The organism is Candidatus Arsenophonus nilaparvatae, from assembly GCF_045346035.1.
Lineage (GTDB): Bacteria > Pseudomonadota > Gammaproteobacteria > Enterobacterales > Enterobacteriaceae > Arsenophonus > Arsenophonus nilaparvatae.
This window is the reverse complement of record NZ_CP158507.1, coordinates 1,958,345-1,975,625: the sequence shown is the minus strand read 5'-3', so window position 1 is coordinate 1,975,625 and position 17,281 is coordinate 1,958,345. Positions and strand designations below refer to the sequence as shown.

Sequence of the window (17,281 nt, the reverse complement as noted above, 5' to 3'; positions counted from 1 at the left end):
TAGATAGATTGAATATTTTATATAGATTTACTAATGAGTAATAAAATTAATATCACGCGCTGCTTTTTTGTTTGATAACTAATAATGTTATGATTCATTTGTTTTTACTTATGATACTAGTGTAGGAAATGAATATTAATCTTATCGTTGCTGAAAAACTTCGTCTCATTGAAGTTGAAATGAAAAACCTTAATCTTTGGAGTAATACCACACCGCCAGAGGAAGCTTTTGCTATTGATTTGCCTTTTGCTGTAGACACCATGGCGGCACACGAATGGTTGCAATGGGGACTATTGCCAAAACTATATAAGCTTATTGAACAACATATTGATTTGCCAAAGGCATTCGCTATTACTCCCTATTTTGAAGAAATCTATCAAGAAGAACGAGAAAGTCGTTATTACCAATTATTGGAATATTTACGTGCGTTAGATGAAGTTTTTTCACAAGGTAACTCAACAAATGCTTGAAGTGATTTATCAGGATCAACATTTGATTGCAATAAATAAGCCTGCTGGATGGCTTGTACATCGTAGTTGGCTTGATCGTCATGAAACGCGTTTTATTATGCAAACAGTGCGTGACCAAATTGGTCAGCATGTATTTCCTGTTCATCGTTTAGATAAACCGACTTCAGGGGCGTTATTGATGGCGCTTTCGAGTGAAGTTGCTTGTCTTTTAGCGCAGCAATTTGAACACCATACAATCGAAAAAAAGTATCATGCGATTGTGCGAGGTTATGTTAATCAAGCTGATATTATTAATTATGCACTGACGGAGGAAAAAGATAAGATTGCTGATAAATACGCCAGCAAAATAAGTCAACCTCAACCGAGCATTACTCATTATTCACCGTTGGCTAAGGTTGAATGTCCGATCGAGATAGGTCGTTATCCTACTTCACGTTTCTCTCTGCTAGCTCTAAGACCAATAACCGGCCGCAAGCATCAATTAAGACGCCATATGGCACATATCCGTCATCCCATCATTGGTGATACTACCCATGGTGATCTGCGCCAGAATCGCGGTGTTTCACACCATTTTGCCAGCAGCCGGTTGATGTTACATGCGAGTTATTTATCTTTTAAGCACCCAATGACAGGCGATAAATTGCAGCTAATTGCAAAGTGGGATGATGCTTGGATGCATTTGCTATCACAGTTTGGTTGGTTAGGTATAGTGCCTGAACTCGAGCGTCAACATTTATCGATGGTATGAATTATATTGTTAAACGGTTATGCGAGTTTATCTGCTTAAAATACAAATTTGGCCTACCGGTAAGTTGGTATTAGCATAAATACGCAGCAGTGAGTTATTCAGGAAAGTTTTTTTAAATCTGATTTAATTTCCGCAATTTTGCTGATTACGACAGATTCTAAATGGCACAAATCATTTAATATTTTACTTTTTAAATCATGGTTGGTTTGGTCATGTTGACAAATTTGATTTAATTCTTCGATCACATCACGTAGGTGGAGATTAATTTCATTGATCTCTTTGAGATTGTTATCTAGATTAACCAGCTTTCGTTGCAGCGGATATTTGAATTTTACACTTTTAGCATAGTGTTCATCTTTATCTTTGCGAAAATAAATCTTTAGAATGTCATGATTTGCTTCTTGGCGAAGGGTGTAGTGATCGATATCTTCAGGTTGAGTGATCCCTAAGCTTTTTAAGTTATCATACATATTAATACCTAACGGAATAAGGTTATCTAACAATTGTTACAGATTAGCATAATAATAAGGCTAAGCGGATATTCAATTGATAATCCGCTATGATAAATTTTAGTCTATTGTTCTTAGTAACTCATTAATGCCAACTTTCTTTCTAGTCTTGTCATCGACTTTTTTGACAATCACTGCGCAATATAGGCTGTAGTTGCCATTTTTGGCCGGTAAATTACCCGCGACGACGACCGAGCCGGCTGGAATTCGGCCATAGAGAATTTCACCGCTTTCCCTATCATAAATTTTGGTGCTCTGGCCAATATAGACGCCCATTGAGATAACCGAGCCTTCTTCAACAATGACCCCTTCAACAATTTCAGAGCGAGCACCAATAAAACAGTTATCTTCGATAATAGTTGGATTAGCTTGCAAGGGTTCTAGCACACCACCAATACCAACACCACCGGATAAGTGAACATTTTTACCAATTTGCGCACAAGAGCCAACTGTTGCCCAGGTATCTATCATCGATCCTTCGTCAATATAGGCACCAATATTAACGTAAGATGGCATTAAAACGGTATTTCGGGCGATAAACGCACCTTTTCGAGCCGTTGCTGGTGGAACAACTCTAAATCCTTCTTGTTGAAAACGAGCATGATCATACTCAGCAAATTTCATGGCTACTTTGTCAAAATAGCGGCTTTCTGCACCTTCGATTAATCGATTATCATTGATACGAAAAGAGAGTAGCACGGCTTTTTTAAGCCATTGATGTGTTGTCCATTGTCCATCTATCTTTTCAGCGACTCTTAACTGGCCTTTGTCAAGTTGAGTGATCACCTGATTGATTGCATCACTTAGTTGAACATTGGTCGTCGCGGGTGTGATTTCTGCGCGATGTTCAAAAGCATTTTCAATAATGGTTTTAAGTTGCTCCATAAAATTACTCATCCTCTGGGTTGTAATTATTTAACATGTTTACTATTTTCTTTATCTATTGCAGTCAGGGCTTGGGTCAATTTTTCTGCCAGTTTATGTTGTCTATTTTGATCGAGTGCCTGGTTGTTTTGATCAGTAAGTACAAACAAATCCTCAACTCTTTCTCCAATCGTTGTGATCCTAGCTCCGTGTAAGAGCACGGCCATTTCAGTAAATATATTACCGATCTGTGCCAATAATCCGGGTTGATCGAGGGCGACAAGCTCCATATAAGTCCGCCTGCCATTAAAATTGGGCAAAAAGTGTACTTTAGTTGGTACGTTAAAATGGCGAAATCTATGATGGGCGTTACGTGTTTTCAAGGTTTTGCTATTTGGGGTCTTAATAACTTTTAATAAGGCTTGGCGAATATTTTCATAGCGATCATGAGCCAACGGTTGTCCTTTAGGATCTAATACCACAAAAGTATCCATCGTCATATTATCTTTGTTAGTAAAGATTTGGGCGCTATGGATATTAAGATTTCGTCTATCAAGTTCTCCAGCAACCGCGGCAAATAGAGATGGTCGATCTGGACACCAGATAAAAATTTCAGTACCACCATGCACAGATACGGTACTGATCAGTATTAATGGTTCATTTAAATTGTGTTTTAATAAAGCGCTAGCGTGCCAGGCAAGTTGCTGGGGAGTATGGCGTAAAAAATAATCAGCATGGCAGCGTGACCATAATTTTTTCAGCTCACCTTGATCAATATTTTTTTCGCCTAGCTGGGTTAACGCTTGCAAGCGATTGGATTGGATCCGTTGACGTAAAGTGGGTATTGCTTGCGTATCTTGATTTAATTGATTTTTAGTTAATAGATACAGCTCTTTTAATAGACTCTGTTTCCAGCTATTCCATAAGCTATTATTGGTTGCACATATATCGGCAACAGTTAGACACAAAAGATAATCCAGCCGGTTTATTGATTTCACTTCACTGGCAAATTGTTTAATAACAATTGGATCTTGAATATCACGCCGTTGAGCGGTCACTGACATCAAAAGATGTTGACGTACAAGCCAAGCAATTAAGGATGAATCATGTTCAGATAGGCCGTGTGCTAGGGCAAATTGTTTTGCATCTTCCGCGCCCAGTTCAGAGTGATCACCTTTTCTGCCTTTAGCGATATCATGAAACATAGCCGCCAGCCGTAAAATTTCAGGCTGAGCAAGCTTGGTATAAATGGCAACGCACAAAGGATGTTGGTGACTATTATTTTGGTCAGCAAATTGATCAAGTTTTTGTAATACGCGAATAGTATGTTCATCGACGGTGTAAGTATGAAAAAGATCAAATTGCATTTGGCCAACAATATTTTGCCAAACTGGCGTATAAGCACTAAGTACATCGTGTAAGTGCATGGGTACAATGGCACCTTTTACCGCTCTGGGGTGGCGCAAAATAGTAATAAAAATTTCACGAGCAATTGGGATTTCACACAGAGGTTTAGTCAGTTTTTGACAAGCAAAACGCAATTGACGCAGTGTAGCTGAGTATATTCCTTGAATATTTTCCTGTTCGGCCATTTGATGAAATAGCTGCAATATGGCTGCGGGTTGACGATCGAAAAGAGTGCTATCAATCAGATCGATGAGATTTCCTCTAAGTTGAAATTGATTACCAAGTTTATGTGGTGCGGCTAGGTTTTTTTCGCTAAGAATGGCTTCATCAAACAGTTGTAGCAGCATGCTATTGAGTTCTCGCACACGTCGTGTGACACGATAATAGTCTTTCATCATTTGCTCAACGGGCTGATTGTCTTTACCTTGATAACCAAGTAAGCGGGCAACATTTAATTGATGTTCAAATAGTAGGCGATTGTCATAACGTTTTATCATTAAATGCAGCGCAAATCGAATACGAAGCAAAAAATTTAAACATATTTTTAATTCTCGATATTCTGCTTGACTTAGAAAGTCGAAATGAACTGTCTGCTCAATGGTGGTTGCACCAAAATGTCGGCGTGCGACCCATAACAGTATGTGAATATCACGTAAACCGCCGGGACTACTTTTGATATCTGGCTCAAGGTTGTAACTGGTACTATGATAACGTTGGTGACGCAACTGTTGTTCACTACGTTTGGCAGCAAAAAATTTATCAGACGGCCAAAAATTATCGCTATATATTGCTTGCTGTAATGATAGAAACAGAGCTTGATCGCCACAAATTAACCTTGATTCAAATAGATTAGTTGCGATAGACAGATCTGTTTGTCCTGCCTGTAAACATTCTTCTAATGTGCGCACACTATGGCCAACTTGAAAACCCAAGTCCCACAGTAGAGTAATAAATTGACCAATCTTAGTGGTGATAGCGGTAGCTAAAGGATGTTGACTTAAAATTAATAAATCTATATCTGACAGTGGATGTAATTCTTGTCGGCCATAACCACCCACGGCAATTAATGATAATTGGGGAATTAGCTCGAAACGATTAATTTGCCAAACACGCTGGAGCAACTTATCAAGATAATTGCTACGGACGGCAATAAGTTCAGCGGCGGCAACTCCCTCCTTGAAAGATTGTTCTAACCATTTTTGCAATCGCTCTACCTGTTGTTTTAGTAAAGGTAAAGTAAAATCCTCTTGAGATAATTTATCAAGCGCAAGGACGAGGGTGACAGGCTGATTACTTTTCATCATGGTATTATAACCGCGAAATTGCTGGAGGAGATCTGATTATGCGATCACTAGTAAATGGTATGAATAGACAATAAAAAGCAGTAAAACAATATCATTAAGGTAAAAGCCTCCAAAATTATGGAGGCCAATCTGAAAATTATCTATTCACTAATATAGCCGAAATAAATGGCTCTTCTTCTTTCCGTAAGGTAAAAATTTCACACCCATCGTCGGTGACAGCTAAAGTATGTTCATATTGTGCCGACCAACCTCGATCTTTTGTTTTTACTGTCCAGCCATCTTTCATTGTTCTAATACGATGATCGCCGGTATTTACCATTGGTTCGATAGTAAAAGTCATGCCTTTTTGCAGTATCACACCACCATCATCAGCATCGTAATGTAATACTTGAGGTTCTTCATGAAAGACTCGACCAATACCATGGCCACAATATTCGCGCACGACAGAAAAATGATGCTGTTGAACAAATTGCTGAATTGCCTGACCTATCGTCCGTAAACGAATACCAGGTTTGACCATTTTTAAAGCAAGATAAAGGCTTTCTTGTGTTACCTTACACAACCGTTCGCCTTGAATGGTTGGTTTGCCCACAATAAACATTTTGGAGGTGTCACCATGGAAGCCATTTTTAATAACGGTGACATCAATATTAATGATATCACCTTCTTTTAAGATTTTTTCATCACTCGGAATACCATGACAAATAACATCATTAACGGATGTACAGATAGATTTAGGAAAGCCATGATAATTTAAACAGGCTGGGATAGCTTGCTGTTTTTCGACGATATGTGAGTGACAGATGCGATCAAGTTCACCGGTGGAAATGCCCGGTTTTATGTAAGGTTCAATAATTTCTAACACTTCCGCCGCCAAATGTCCGGCGATACGCATTTTCTGAATATCTTCTTCCGTTTTAATTGAGATAGCCATGAATTCTGCCTATTTATGCTGATTTAAATGAGTAAAAATGCACTTATCAGCCAATTATGTTGATTAAATATAAATACTGTATGTTGACGGTTATGTTAGCAGCGAAGCGCAGTTATGCCAACTAACGACTTAACATATCAATTTTTTTTTAAATATGAAAATAGCCAAAAAGTAATGTTTGGTTATTTTAAATTGAATTATTACTAGTAAACTGTAAAAAAATCATAAAAATTAAGATATTAGCAATAGAACACAATAAAATATTGTTAAAGTAAATTTTATTCAGAAATGAATATTATTCATTTCTGAATAAGCAATACTAATTGTCGGTGTTATTTTTTTATTAAGCTAAATGACTTAAGCGTAGAAAAATATAACTATAGCTGGTGTTTTTGGTTATTTTATGATATAAAGCGCGCCGGCATTCTATGTATTTTATAATAGAAAAACATAGATTAGCTCTAACATAAACTTAACTGTGTTATAACACACACAGATCGGCACATTTTCCGGGGTGCTCTTATGTAGGAAAATCTACAGCTAATGAGTCGGGGAATGGGATCTGTGGAGGCATAACCCCAATTTACTAAATTATAGAGGTTTAAATGGCAACTGTTTCCATGCGCGATATGCTTCAGGCGGGCGTTCACTTTGGTCACCAAACTCGTTACTGGAATCCAAAGATGAAAACTTATATCTTTGGTGCGCGCAACAAAGTGCATATCATTAATTTGGAAAAAACTGTTCCAATGTTCAATGAAGCATTAGCTGAATTGACTAAAATTGCTTCACGAAAAGGCAAAATTCTGTTTGTTGGCACTAAGCGCGCAGCAAGCGAATCGATAAAAGAAGCGGCTAATAGTTGTGATCAGTATTTTGTTAACCACCGCTGGTTAGGTGGTATGCTGACTAACTGGAAAACCGTTCGTCAGTCTATTAAGCGCCTGAAAGATTTAGAAGCACAATCTCAGGATGGTACTTTTGATAAGTTGACCAAAAAAGAAGCGTTGATGCGTACCCGTGAGCTTAGCAAGTTAGAAAATAGTTTGGGTGGTATTAAAGAGATGGGCGGTTTGCCTGACGCTTTATTTGTTGTTGATGCGGAACATGAGCATATCGCTATAAAAGAAGCAAACAACTTAGGTATCCCTGTATTTGCGGTTGTTGATACTAACTCTGATCCAGATGGTGTTGATTATATCATCCCTGGTAATGATGATGCGATCCGTGCAGTTAAACTGTATCTGGATGCAGTTGCGAAAGCTGTCCATGAAGGTCGTTCTAAAGATCAGGCGATTAAACCAGAAGAAAACTTGATAGAAACTGAATAATAAGGCCAGCTCTTCGTTAGTATAGAAGAGCCCTTATGGACCAGGTATTACAATATATTGGTTATAGGGGCCTAATTGGCTCCTTTTTACTTATCAGAATGAGAATTGTCTGCATGGGATGATTTCCCATCAGATAGATTGAGGAATAAATCACATGTCTGGAATTACCGCTGCTTTGGTAAAAGAACTGCGCGAACGTACTGGTGCAGGTATGATGGAATGTAAAAAAGCATTGGTTGAAGCTGATGGAAATATTGAATTAGCTATCGATAATATGCGTAAATCAGGTCAAGCAAAAGCGGCTAAGAAAGCCGGTCGAGTGGCTGCCGAAGGTGTAGTAATGGCGGAAATTTCTGCCGATGGCAAATTTGGTGCATTGCTTGAGTTGAATTGTGAAACGGATTTTGTGGCTAAGGATGCGAGTTTTGTAGCATTTGGTAATGAAGTACTAAAATTCGTTGTGGCAAATAAATTGTCAAATATTGAAGAATTAAAGGCAAAATTTGAAGAACAACGTACAGCAATCGTTGCCAAGATTGGTGAAAATATTAATATTCGCCGAGTCGAGATCCTACAAGGTGAAAAAATCGGCTGTTATTTACATGGTGCTCGTATTGGCGTTCTTGTGTCTGCAAACGGTGCGGATGATGAGCTTATTAAACATATTGCTATGCATATTGCGGCGAGCAAACCCGAATATGTTACACCAGCAGATGTACCAGCCGATGTTGTCGCTCATGAGCATCAAATTCAATTAGATATAGCAATGCAATCTGGTAAACCTCGTGAAATTGCGGAAAAAATGGTAACTGGCCGCATGAATAAATTTACCGGTGAGATCTCTTTAACTGGCCAACAATTTGTTATGGATCCAAGTAAAACAGTTGGTACGTTGCTAAAAGAGAAAAATGCAACAGTGACTAACTTTATCCGTTTTGAAGTTGGTGAAGGTATCGAAAAAGTAGAAACTGATTTTGCTGCTGAAGTCGCGGCAATGAGTAAATAATGATACCAATTGTTAAATAGAGCCGCCAATAGGCGGTTCTGTTTTATCTAATATCGATAATTTATTTTTATCTGTCTGATAATACATTATCAATGATAATTTATGTGTAAATATACCACTAAATTATTTAATTCAGCATATGCTTAATTCAACGGATTAGGGTTAGTATTTAGACTAAATTATCTTTTTCTAAAGTAATGAAGAAAAGTAATTAATCAAGTATTTTACATTCAGACTTTGAACTAAGAATTTTAAACCTTCAATAATTTATCTGCTCAGGACGAAACACCATGGCAACTAATGCAAAACCAGTATATCAACGTATCTTGCTTAAGCTTAGTGGCGAAGCTCTACAAGGTTCAGAAGGTTTTGGTATTGATGCGAGCGTTTTAGATCTTATGGCACAAGAAATTAAGGAACTGGTAGAGTTAGCGATACAAGTTGGTGTCGTTATTGGTGGTGGCAACTTATTTCGTGGTGCAGGGCTAGCCGATGCTGGGATGAATCGTGTAGTTGGTGATCATATGGGAATGCTAGCGACAGTAATGAATGGATTAGCCATGCGTGATGCTTTACATCGTGCATATGTTAATGCCAGACTGATGTCTGCAATACCATTAAATGGTGTGTGTGACAATTATAGTTGGGCTGAGGCGATTAGTTTGCTTCGTAATGGCAAAGTTGTTATTTTCTCGGCCGGAACGGGCAACCCTTTCTTTACAACAGATTCAGCGGCTTGTTTACGAGGGATAGAAATTGAGGCGGATGTTGTTTTAAAAGCAACCAAAGTTGATGGCGTCTATTCTGCTGATCCATCGAAGAGTTCAGATGCGGTTTTTTATAATAAATTAACGTATCAGGACGTATTAGAACGCGAATTAAAAGTGATGGATTTGGCAGCATTTACGCTGGCTCGTGATCATAATTTACCTATTCGCGTTTTTAACATGAATAAACCCGGTGCGTTACGTCGAATTGTGATGGGTGAAAATGAAGGCACGTTAATCTCGTGTGATTAATCTCCTGAGAGACATGGATGATTTTTGGCGGTATGATATTATCAGCATCGTTAAAATAATTGAATTGGGTTATCGGTTATAGCCTAATATTTATAACCAGTTGCTAAGGGTTTAAATGTGATTAATGAAATCAAAAAAGATGCTCAAGAGCGTATGGAAAAAAGCGTCGAAGCATTGAAAAGTCAAATTAATAAAGTTCGTACCGGCCGTGCATCGCCAAGTTTATTGGATGGTATCATGGTTGAATATTATGGTGCTGCAACGCCGTTACGTCAGTTAGCGAATATTACCGCTGAGGATTCACGTACACTCGCCATTACTGTGTTTGATCGTACGTTAGCACCAGCAGTGGAAAAGGCCATTATGGCATCAGATCTAGGTCTTAATCCTTCTTCAGCAGGAACCATAATACGGGTGCCTTTACCACCGTTGACGGAAGAACGACGTAAGGATTTGATTAAAGTTGTCCGTAATGATGCTGAGCAGGGACGTGTATCTGTTCGTAATGCACGACGTGATGCGAATGATAAAATCAAGGCATTACTAAAAGATAAAGAAATTAGTGAGGATGATGAACGTCGAGCACAAGATGAAATCCAGAAGTTGACCGATAATTTTATCAAAAAAGTTGATGAAGCTCTGGAACAAAAAGAAAAAGAATTGATGGAATTTTAAACATTTTTATAATAAAGCCATAAGCTATATAAAAGTAAGTATGGCTTTATTATATCTTTAAATTTATTGCTCCATTTTATGTTATGCTATATGGCTGAGTTAAGAATAATTCTTTTTAATTAAATAGTAGAGCATATATATCACAATGATACGTCTGACAATTTTAGGCTCGACGGGTTCAATTGGTAAAACGACACTATCAGTAGTCAAAAAAAATCCAGCGAAATTTGAAATTATCGCATTAGTTGCACATAAAAATGTGGCTACTATGGTTCAGCAATGCTTAGAATTCCAGCCACAATATGCTGCTATGTCAGACGAAAAATTAGCCAATAATCTAAGAAGCATACTAAATAAACACGGATGTAAAACTGAAGTCTTAGCAGGCCAAAAGGGAGTTTGTGAACTAGCGGCGCTTGATAATGTTGATCAAGTGATGTCCGCAATTACCGGAATTGCTGGATTAATGCCAACATTAGCTGCGATTCGCCAAGGTAAGCGTATTTTATTAGCCAATAAAGAGTCATTAATTACTAGTGGGCAACTGTTTTTCGACGCAATTAAAAAATATGGTGCTCAGGTCCTGCCTATTGATAGTGAACATAATGCGATATTTCAAAGTTTACCGACTGAAATTCAGCATAATTTAGGTTTTGCTAATCTTGAACAACATGGAATAACGCGCATAGTATTAACTGGCTCGGGTGGTCCTTTTCGTGAAATTCCGCTCGCTTCTCTTAAGAACATGACGCCTAATGAGGCTTGCAATCACCCTAATTGGTCTATGGGGCGTAAGATCTCGGTTGATTCGGCAACGATGATGAATAAAGGGCTTGAGTATATTGAAGCTCGGTATTTTTTTAATGCTTCAGCCGAACAAATTGAAGTTATTATTCATCCACAATCTGTTATTCATTCCATGGTACGCTATCAGGATGGAAGTGTGATCGCTCAATTAGGTACGCCTGATATGAGAACACCGATTTCCTATAGTATGGCTTATCCAGATCGTATCCCTTCAGGTGCAGCGGCACTTGATTTTAAACAATTATCTTCATTAACTTTTATTGCTCCAGATTACCAACGTTACCCCTGTTTGAAATTAGCGATTGATGCTTGTCATCATGGGCAAGCAGCAACCACAATTTTAAATGCTGCGAATGAAGTTTCTGTTGCTGCATTTTTGGCCGGAAAGCTTCGATTTACTGATATTGCGCAAGTTAATTTGGATACAGTAGAAAGGTTAAGTTTGGCCGAACCTGATAGCATTGATGCAGTGTTAGCGATTGATAGCGAAGCGCGTCAAATGGCAATTAATTATATTGAAACATTAGTAATATCCTATTAATAAAGAATTTTAGCTGCTCAAATGTTTTTATATTTATCTCAGATTAAACTTTTATAAAATTATAATGGGTTAAGGATATCAAAAATGAATAAAGAGCTAACTATTAACTTATTAGTAAATATGGAAATTTTTTGATTCATCTTAAGTAATTTTATTTTTATTATCCAAAATAATTAAGCGCAATAGTTATGTAAGCTTATAGTAAAGGAACTTTTTTGGCATGAAACTTATGTATGATAATGATAGCTCACAGCAACGAATTCCGAGGCATGTTGCTATTATTATGGATGGTAATGGACGCTGGGCTAAGCAACATGGAAAGTTAAGAATTAAAGGGCATCGAGCAGGAACAGAAGCGGTACAAAAAGCGGTTAAATTTGCTGTTGAAAATGAGATTCAGTCTTTAACGCTCTATGCGTTTAGTAGTGAAAATTGGAATCGACCAGAAACTGAGGTTAGTGCTCTGATGGAACTTTTTACTTGGTTTCTGGATGATGAAGTTAAAAATTTAAATATTCATAATGTAAAATTAACGATTATTGGCGATATCAGCCGATTTAAAACTAAATTACAAAATCGTATCAAACACGCGGTTGACTTAACCGCAAATAATACCGGATTACAACTCAATATTGCCGCTAATTATGGTGGTCGTTGGGATATTACCCATGCAATGGGACTTATTGCAGAGAAAATTAAAGCGGGTTCATTATTACCAGAAAATATTAACGAAGATACGGTAAATGAATTTATTAGTCTACATGATCAACCAACCGTTGATTTAGTTATTAGAACTGGGAGAGAATATCGCATCAGTAATTTTCTTTTATGGCAGATTGCTTATGCTGAATTTTATTTTACCGATGTGCTCTGGCCGGATTTTGATGAGGAAGCTTTCAAAAGTGCAATTGTGGCTTTTAATCAGCGTGAACGACGTTTTGGTAACACTGAGCCTGATGATATCAATGAAGAATAGGGGACTCTTTTGCTAAACTTAAATGCTCGTATCATTACAGCTATCATACTTATTCCATTAGTTATCGCGGCACTTTTTTTCTTACCTCCTAACTTGTTTGGTTATGTTATCATTGTTATTTGCTCGTTAGCTGCTTGGGAATGGAGCCAGTTTATTGGCTGGACAGTGCAGATTAAACGAATTATATCTGCTGTTTTATTTGGTATTTGTTTATTGGGTTTACAATTGTCATTTCAGGATCTCAGTCAATTAACAACAGAGCCTTTGATTTTTTATATTTTATCGGCTGGGTTAGTTTGGTGGTTAGTTGCGATAATATTGGTTGTCACTTTTCCTACTTCTGCTCGATTCTGGTCTCAGTCAGTAATATTAAAAATTTTGTTTGGTGTTTTAACCATTTTACCTTTTTACTGTGGCATGTTGGTGTTAAAAAGCGTCGATTATCATATTGACAATTTTATCGGTGCTTGGTGGGTGCTTTATGTCATGCTATTAGTTTGGAGTGCAGATAGTGGCGCTTATTTTTTTGGACATTTATTTGGTAAACATAAATTGGCGGCGAAGGTTTCTCCTGGTAAAACCTTGGAAGGTATGCTTGGTGGAATGCTGACAGCAGGTATTATAGCCTGGCTATTTAGTTTATTTGTTCCTGTTTTATTAATATCCAAGAATTTACTATTTTGTTCTGTTATTGTTGTAATTATTTCTGTTTTTGGTGATTTAACGGAAAGTATGTTTAAACGTCAGGCTGGCATCAAAGATAGTAGTCATTTAATTCCAGGACATGGTGGCGTATTAGATAGAATCGATAGTTTGACCGCGGCTATACCTGTTTTTGCAGGATTGACATTGTTATTTTTTTAGTTTTTAAGGTATATCATGGGATTTGTTTGGAGTTTAGCGGCATTTATTATTGCATTAGGTGTGCTAATTATCGTACATGAATTTGGCCATTTCTGGGTGGCTAGGCGTTGTGGTATTTATGTTGAGCGTTTCTCCATTGGTTTTGGCAAAGCCTTATGGCGTAAAGTCGATCGTCATGGTACAGAATTTGTTATCGCCCTGATCCCGTTAGGTGGCTATGTTAAAATGCTAGATGAGCGAGTAGCCGCTGTAGCACCAGAGCGTCGCCACTTTGCTTTTAATAATAAAACAGTAGGACAACGTGCTGCAGTGATTAGTGCAGGGCCAATAGCCAATTTTTTATTGGCAATATTTGTTTATTGGTTAGTTTTCATTATTGGTATCCCTTCCGTGCGTCCAGTCATTGAAGATATTCAGTCAAACTCGATTGCTGAGCAAGCAAATATTTCACCAGGTATGGAACTAAAATCAATAGATGGTATCGAAACCCCTGACTGGAACGCAGTTCGTCTCGCCTTAATTAGTAAAATTGGTGATGAAGAATTAAGCATGAAGGTTTTACCTATTGGAAATTCAACGCCGATAAAAAAAGTGATTGATTTGCGGGAATGGCATTTTGATCCAGAAACTCAGGATCCGGTTTTATCTTTAGGAATTATGCCAGTTAGTGCCAGGCAAGATCCCATTGTGCGTAATATTCAACCTGGCTCAGCGGCGGCATTATCAGGTTTACAAGTAGAAGACAGAATTGTAAAAGTGGGTGATCAGATAATAGATGTTTGGCATCCATTCACCTATTTTGTTCGGCAAAGTCCTAATATTCCATTGTTATTGACGATCGAAAGACAAGGTGAACAGCAGCAATTAACGTTAACACCAGAAGTAAAAACGATAGCTAAAGGGCGGCAAATTGGATTTGCCGGGCTTGAATTATCAGTAATACCACTTGCAGATGAGTATAAAATCACTCAGCAATATGGTCCGTTTTATGCGTTGTACCAGGCAACGGATAAAACTTGGCAGTTGATGAAGTTGACAGTTAGCATGATAGGTAAATTGGTCACTGGTGATATTAAACTCAATAATCTTAGTGGGCCTGTTTCTATTGCAAAAGGAGCCGGCATTTCCGCTGAGTCTGGGTTAGTGTATTATCTGATGTTTATTGCATTAATTAGTGTCAATTTAGGGATCATTAACCTGTTTCCTTTGCCTGTATTAGATGGTGGGCACTTACTTTTCTTGTTAATCGAAAAGATTAAAGGAAAACCAGTGTCTGAGCGTGTACAAGACTTCAGCTATCGTATTGGTGCTATTGCATTGATATTATTAATGGGGCTTGCACTTTTCAATGATTTCTCTCGTCTTTAAGAGAGAGACTAGTTAGGAATACTCATAACAACAATGGCGATGAAAAAGTTGCTCATAGCATCGCTGCTATTTGGCAGCGCCACTGCATACGGTTCAGACGGGTTTGTAGTTCAAGATATTCATTTTGAAGGTCTTCAACGCGTCGCCGTTGGTGCAGCACTATTGAATATGCCTGTTCGGGTAGGAGATACGATTAATAATGACGATATAGGTCGTACTATTCGAGCGCTATTTTCAACGGGTAATTTCGAAGATGTTAGAGTTTTGCGTGATGGAAATACGCTTATAGTTCAAGTAAAAGAGCGGCCAACTATTGCAAGCATTACATTCTCTGGTAATAAGTCGGTTAAAGACGATTTATTAAAGCAAAATCTTGAGGCTTCCAATATTCGCGTTGGTGAAGCCCTCGATCGCACAAAACTGGCGAATATCGAAAAGGGTCTGGAAGATTTTTATTACAGTGTTGGTAAGTATAATGCGACAGTTAAAGCAGTAGTCACACCGCTACCGCGTAATCGTGTTGACTTAAAATTAATCTTTTCTGAAGGCGTTTCAGCTAAGATCCAACAGATTAATATCGTCGGTAATAAAGCATTTACCACGGGTGAATTGGTAAATCGTTTTCAATTACGTGATGATGTACCCTGGTGGAATTTTATTGCTGATCAAAAATATCAGAAACAAAAACTGGCAGGTGATTTAGAAACCCTACGCAGTTTTTATCTCGACCGAGGTTATGCCAAATTTAATATCGACTCAACTAATGTCAGTCTGACACCTGATAAGAAAGGTATTTATGTCACTATCAATGTGACAGAAGGTGATAAATATACCATATCCGGCGTTGAATTAAATGGCGAAACTGCTGGCCATTATGATGAAATCAACCAATTAATCACCATCAAACCTTCTTCGCTTTATAATGGTACTGAAGTTACTAACATGGAGAACAAAATTAAGGATCTCCTCGGTCGTTATGGTTATGCTTATCCTCGTGTTATTACCCAACCTGAAATCAATGATGAAGATAAAACCGTTAAACTGCATGTGAATGTTGATGCAGGTAGCCGTTTCTATGTTCGCCAAATCCGTTTTGTCGGCAATGATGTTAGTAAAGATTCTGTTTTACGTCGTGAGATGCGTCAGATGGAAGGCGCTTGGTTAGGCAATGATTTGGTTAACCTAGGCAAAGAACGATTAAATCGGACCGGTTTTTTCGAAACCGTTGATGTTGAAACGCAACGTGTACCTGGTACACCTGATCAAGTTGATGTGGTCTATAAAGTTAAAGAACGTAATACCGGCTCGATGAACTTCGGCATTGGTTTTGGTACTGAAAGTGGTATCAGTTTCCAAGTCGGTGTTCAACAAGAAAACTGGCTTGGTACTGGTAATGCTGTTGGTATTAGTGCAAGCAAGAATGATTATTCGACTTATGCGGAATTATCATTAACCGATCCTTATTTTACCGTTAATGGTGTCAGCTTGGGTGGCCGATTATTCTATAATGATTTTAGTGCCAAGGATGCCGATCTTTCACGCTATAATAATAAAACTTATGGTGTTGATAGTACCTTGAGTTTTCCTTTTAATGAAAATAATGCGTTTCGAATTGGGGCAGGTTTTGTTCATAACTCCCTGTCTGATATGAAAGCTCAAGTTGGAATGTGGCGTTATTTACAAAGTATGGGCGAAAATCCTAATTTTGATGATAAAGCGCGCTATAATGCTAATGATTTTACCCTTAATTTAGGTTGGACTTATAATAACCTAGATCGTGGTTTCTTCCCGACAGCGGGCAATAAAACTTCATTAAATAGTAAAATCACCATTCCCGGTTCTAATAATCAATACTATAAGATTCGGTTTGATACATCGCAATATTATCCCATTGATGAGGATAACAAATGGGTATTATTAGGCCGGGCACAGTTAGGTTATGGTAATGGTTTTGGTGGAAAAGAATTACCATTTTATGAAAACTTTTATGCTGGAGGTGCTGGTACGGTACGTGGTTTTCGTTCTAATAATATCGGCCCTAAAGCAATTTATCTTGAAAAAGATAAAACAACTGGGGAAATCAACCCAAAATCGGGTAGTCCCTCAACGGATGCAGTTGGCGGCAATGCAATGGCAACAGCGTCCTTGGAGTTAATTACGCCAACCCCGTTTATTGATGAAAAGTATGCTAATTCGATCAGAACTTCTTTCTTTATTGATGCGGGTACTGTTTGGGATTCGAATTGGAGTAACACCCCCGCAAGCTGGAGAGCAGGAATGCCTGACTATGGTAAGGCATCCAATATTCGAGTTTCGACAGGGATTGCATTACAATGGATGTCACCACTTGGTCCGCTGGTCTTTTCTTATGCCAAGCCAATAAAAGATTATGAAGGTGACAAATCTGAAGAGTTTCAGTTTAATATTGGTAGGACGTGGTAAAACGTCAATTCAATTC

General features: G+C 38.0%; 15 protein-coding genes. 11 read left to right on the top strand and 4 right to left on the bottom strand.

The annotated features are described in order from the left end of the window. The first annotated feature begins 128 nt into the window (after window positions 1-128). Complete coding sequence (locus WH390_RS09450) at window positions 129-470, top strand: YqcC family protein (RefSeq protein ID WP_032114564.1); 342 nt, start codon at window positions 129-131, stop codon at window positions 468-470. Then, window positions 463-1,218, top strand: a complete 756-nt coding sequence (gene truC / locus WH390_RS09445) for a tRNA pseudouridine(65) synthase TruC (RefSeq protein WP_032114565.1) — start codon at window positions 463-465, stop codon at window positions 1,216-1,218. The genes WH390_RS09450 and truC overlap by 8 nt, the downstream gene beginning before the upstream one ends. Before the next feature lie 98 nt (window positions 1,219-1,316). Here the strand turns inward: truC and WH390_RS09440 are convergent, their stop codons facing one another. The 4 genes from WH390_RS09440 to map all read right to left on the bottom strand — a co-directional run bounded on the left by WH390_RS09440 (window position 1,317) and on the right by map (window position 6,236). Further along, window positions 1,317-1,688, bottom strand: a complete 372-nt coding sequence (locus WH390_RS09440) for a DUF3461 family protein (protein ID WP_310511270.1) — start codon at window positions 1,686-1,688, stop codon at window positions 1,317-1,319. A gap of 99 nt (window positions 1,689-1,787) precedes the next feature. Continuing rightward, complete coding sequence (gene dapD / locus WH390_RS09435) at window positions 1,788-2,612, bottom strand: 2,3,4,5-tetrahydropyridine-2,6-dicarboxylate N-succinyltransferase (RefSeq protein ID WP_032115718.1); 825 nt, start codon at window positions 2,610-2,612, stop codon at window positions 1,788-1,790. A gap of 26 nt (window positions 2,613-2,638) precedes the next feature. Further along, entirely contained in the window at window positions 2,639-5,302 is a 2,664-nt protein-coding gene (gene glnD / locus WH390_RS09430; protein ID WP_032115719.1) for a bifunctional uridylyltransferase/uridylyl-removing protein GlnD, read from the bottom strand. A gap of 136 nt (window positions 5,303-5,438) precedes the next feature. Next, window positions 5,439-6,236 (bottom strand): type I methionyl aminopeptidase, encoded by a 798-nt coding sequence (map, locus tag WH390_RS09425; protein ID WP_032115720.1) that lies wholly within the window; start codon window positions 6,234-6,236, stop codon window positions 5,439-5,441. A 605-nt stretch (window positions 6,237-6,841) separates the two neighbouring features. On the opposite strand from map, the gene rpsB reads away from it, so the two are divergent. From rpsB to bamA, 9 genes are all read left to right on the top strand, one after another. Beyond that, a complete protein-coding gene (gene rpsB, locus WH390_RS09420) occupies window positions 6,842-7,567 on the top strand; it encodes a 30S ribosomal protein S2 (RefSeq protein WP_032115721.1) in 726 nt (241 codons plus the stop codon). A gap of 154 nt (window positions 7,568-7,721) precedes the next feature. Then, window positions 7,722-8,573: a translation elongation factor Ts gene (gene tsf, locus WH390_RS09415; protein WP_032115722.1), complete on the top strand. Its 852-nt coding sequence runs from the start codon at window positions 7,722-7,724 to the stop codon at window positions 8,571-8,573. Window positions 8,574-8,863: 290 nt separating this feature from the next. Beyond that, window positions 8,864-9,592, top strand: a complete 729-nt coding sequence (gene pyrH / locus WH390_RS09410; protein WP_032115723.1) for a UMP kinase — start codon at window positions 8,864-8,866, stop codon at window positions 9,590-9,592. A gap of 117 nt (window positions 9,593-9,709) precedes the next feature. Continuing rightward, window positions 9,710-10,267 carry a ribosome recycling factor gene (gene frr, locus WH390_RS09405; protein ID WP_032115724.1) on the top strand — a complete coding sequence of 186 codons (558 nt, stop codon included), beginning with the start codon at window positions 9,710-9,712 and terminating at the stop codon, window positions 10,265-10,267. A 145-nt stretch (window positions 10,268-10,412) separates the two neighbouring features. After that, a complete protein-coding gene (gene ispC, locus WH390_RS09400) occupies window positions 10,413-11,615 on the top strand; it encodes a 1-deoxy-D-xylulose-5-phosphate reductoisomerase (protein WP_032115725.1) in 1,203 nt (400 codons plus the stop codon). Between the two features lie 220 nt (window positions 11,616-11,835). Beyond that, on the top strand, window positions 11,836-12,591 hold the full coding sequence (gene uppS / locus WH390_RS09395; RefSeq protein WP_032115726.1) for a polyprenyl diphosphate synthase: 756 nt from the start codon (window positions 11,836-11,838) through the stop codon (window positions 12,589-12,591). Between the two features lie 9 nt (window positions 12,592-12,600). Next, the gene (gene cdsA / locus WH390_RS09390) at window positions 12,601-13,455 is read left to right on the top strand and encodes a phosphatidate cytidylyltransferase (RefSeq protein ID WP_032115727.1); all 855 of its coding nucleotides are present in this window, start codon (window positions 12,601-12,603) and stop codon (window positions 13,453-13,455) included. A 12-nt stretch (window positions 13,456-13,467) separates the two neighbouring features. Beyond that, on the top strand, window positions 13,468-14,823 hold the full coding sequence (rseP, locus tag WH390_RS09385) for a sigma E protease regulator RseP (protein ID WP_187290957.1): 1,356 nt from the start codon (window positions 13,468-13,470) through the stop codon (window positions 14,821-14,823). Window positions 14,824-14,856: 33 nt separating this feature from the next. Further along, window positions 14,857-17,265: an outer membrane protein assembly factor BamA gene (bamA, locus tag WH390_RS09380; protein ID WP_406850568.1), complete on the top strand. Its 2,409-nt coding sequence runs from the start codon at window positions 14,857-14,859 to the stop codon at window positions 17,263-17,265. Window positions 17,266-17,281 lie beyond the last annotated feature (16 nt).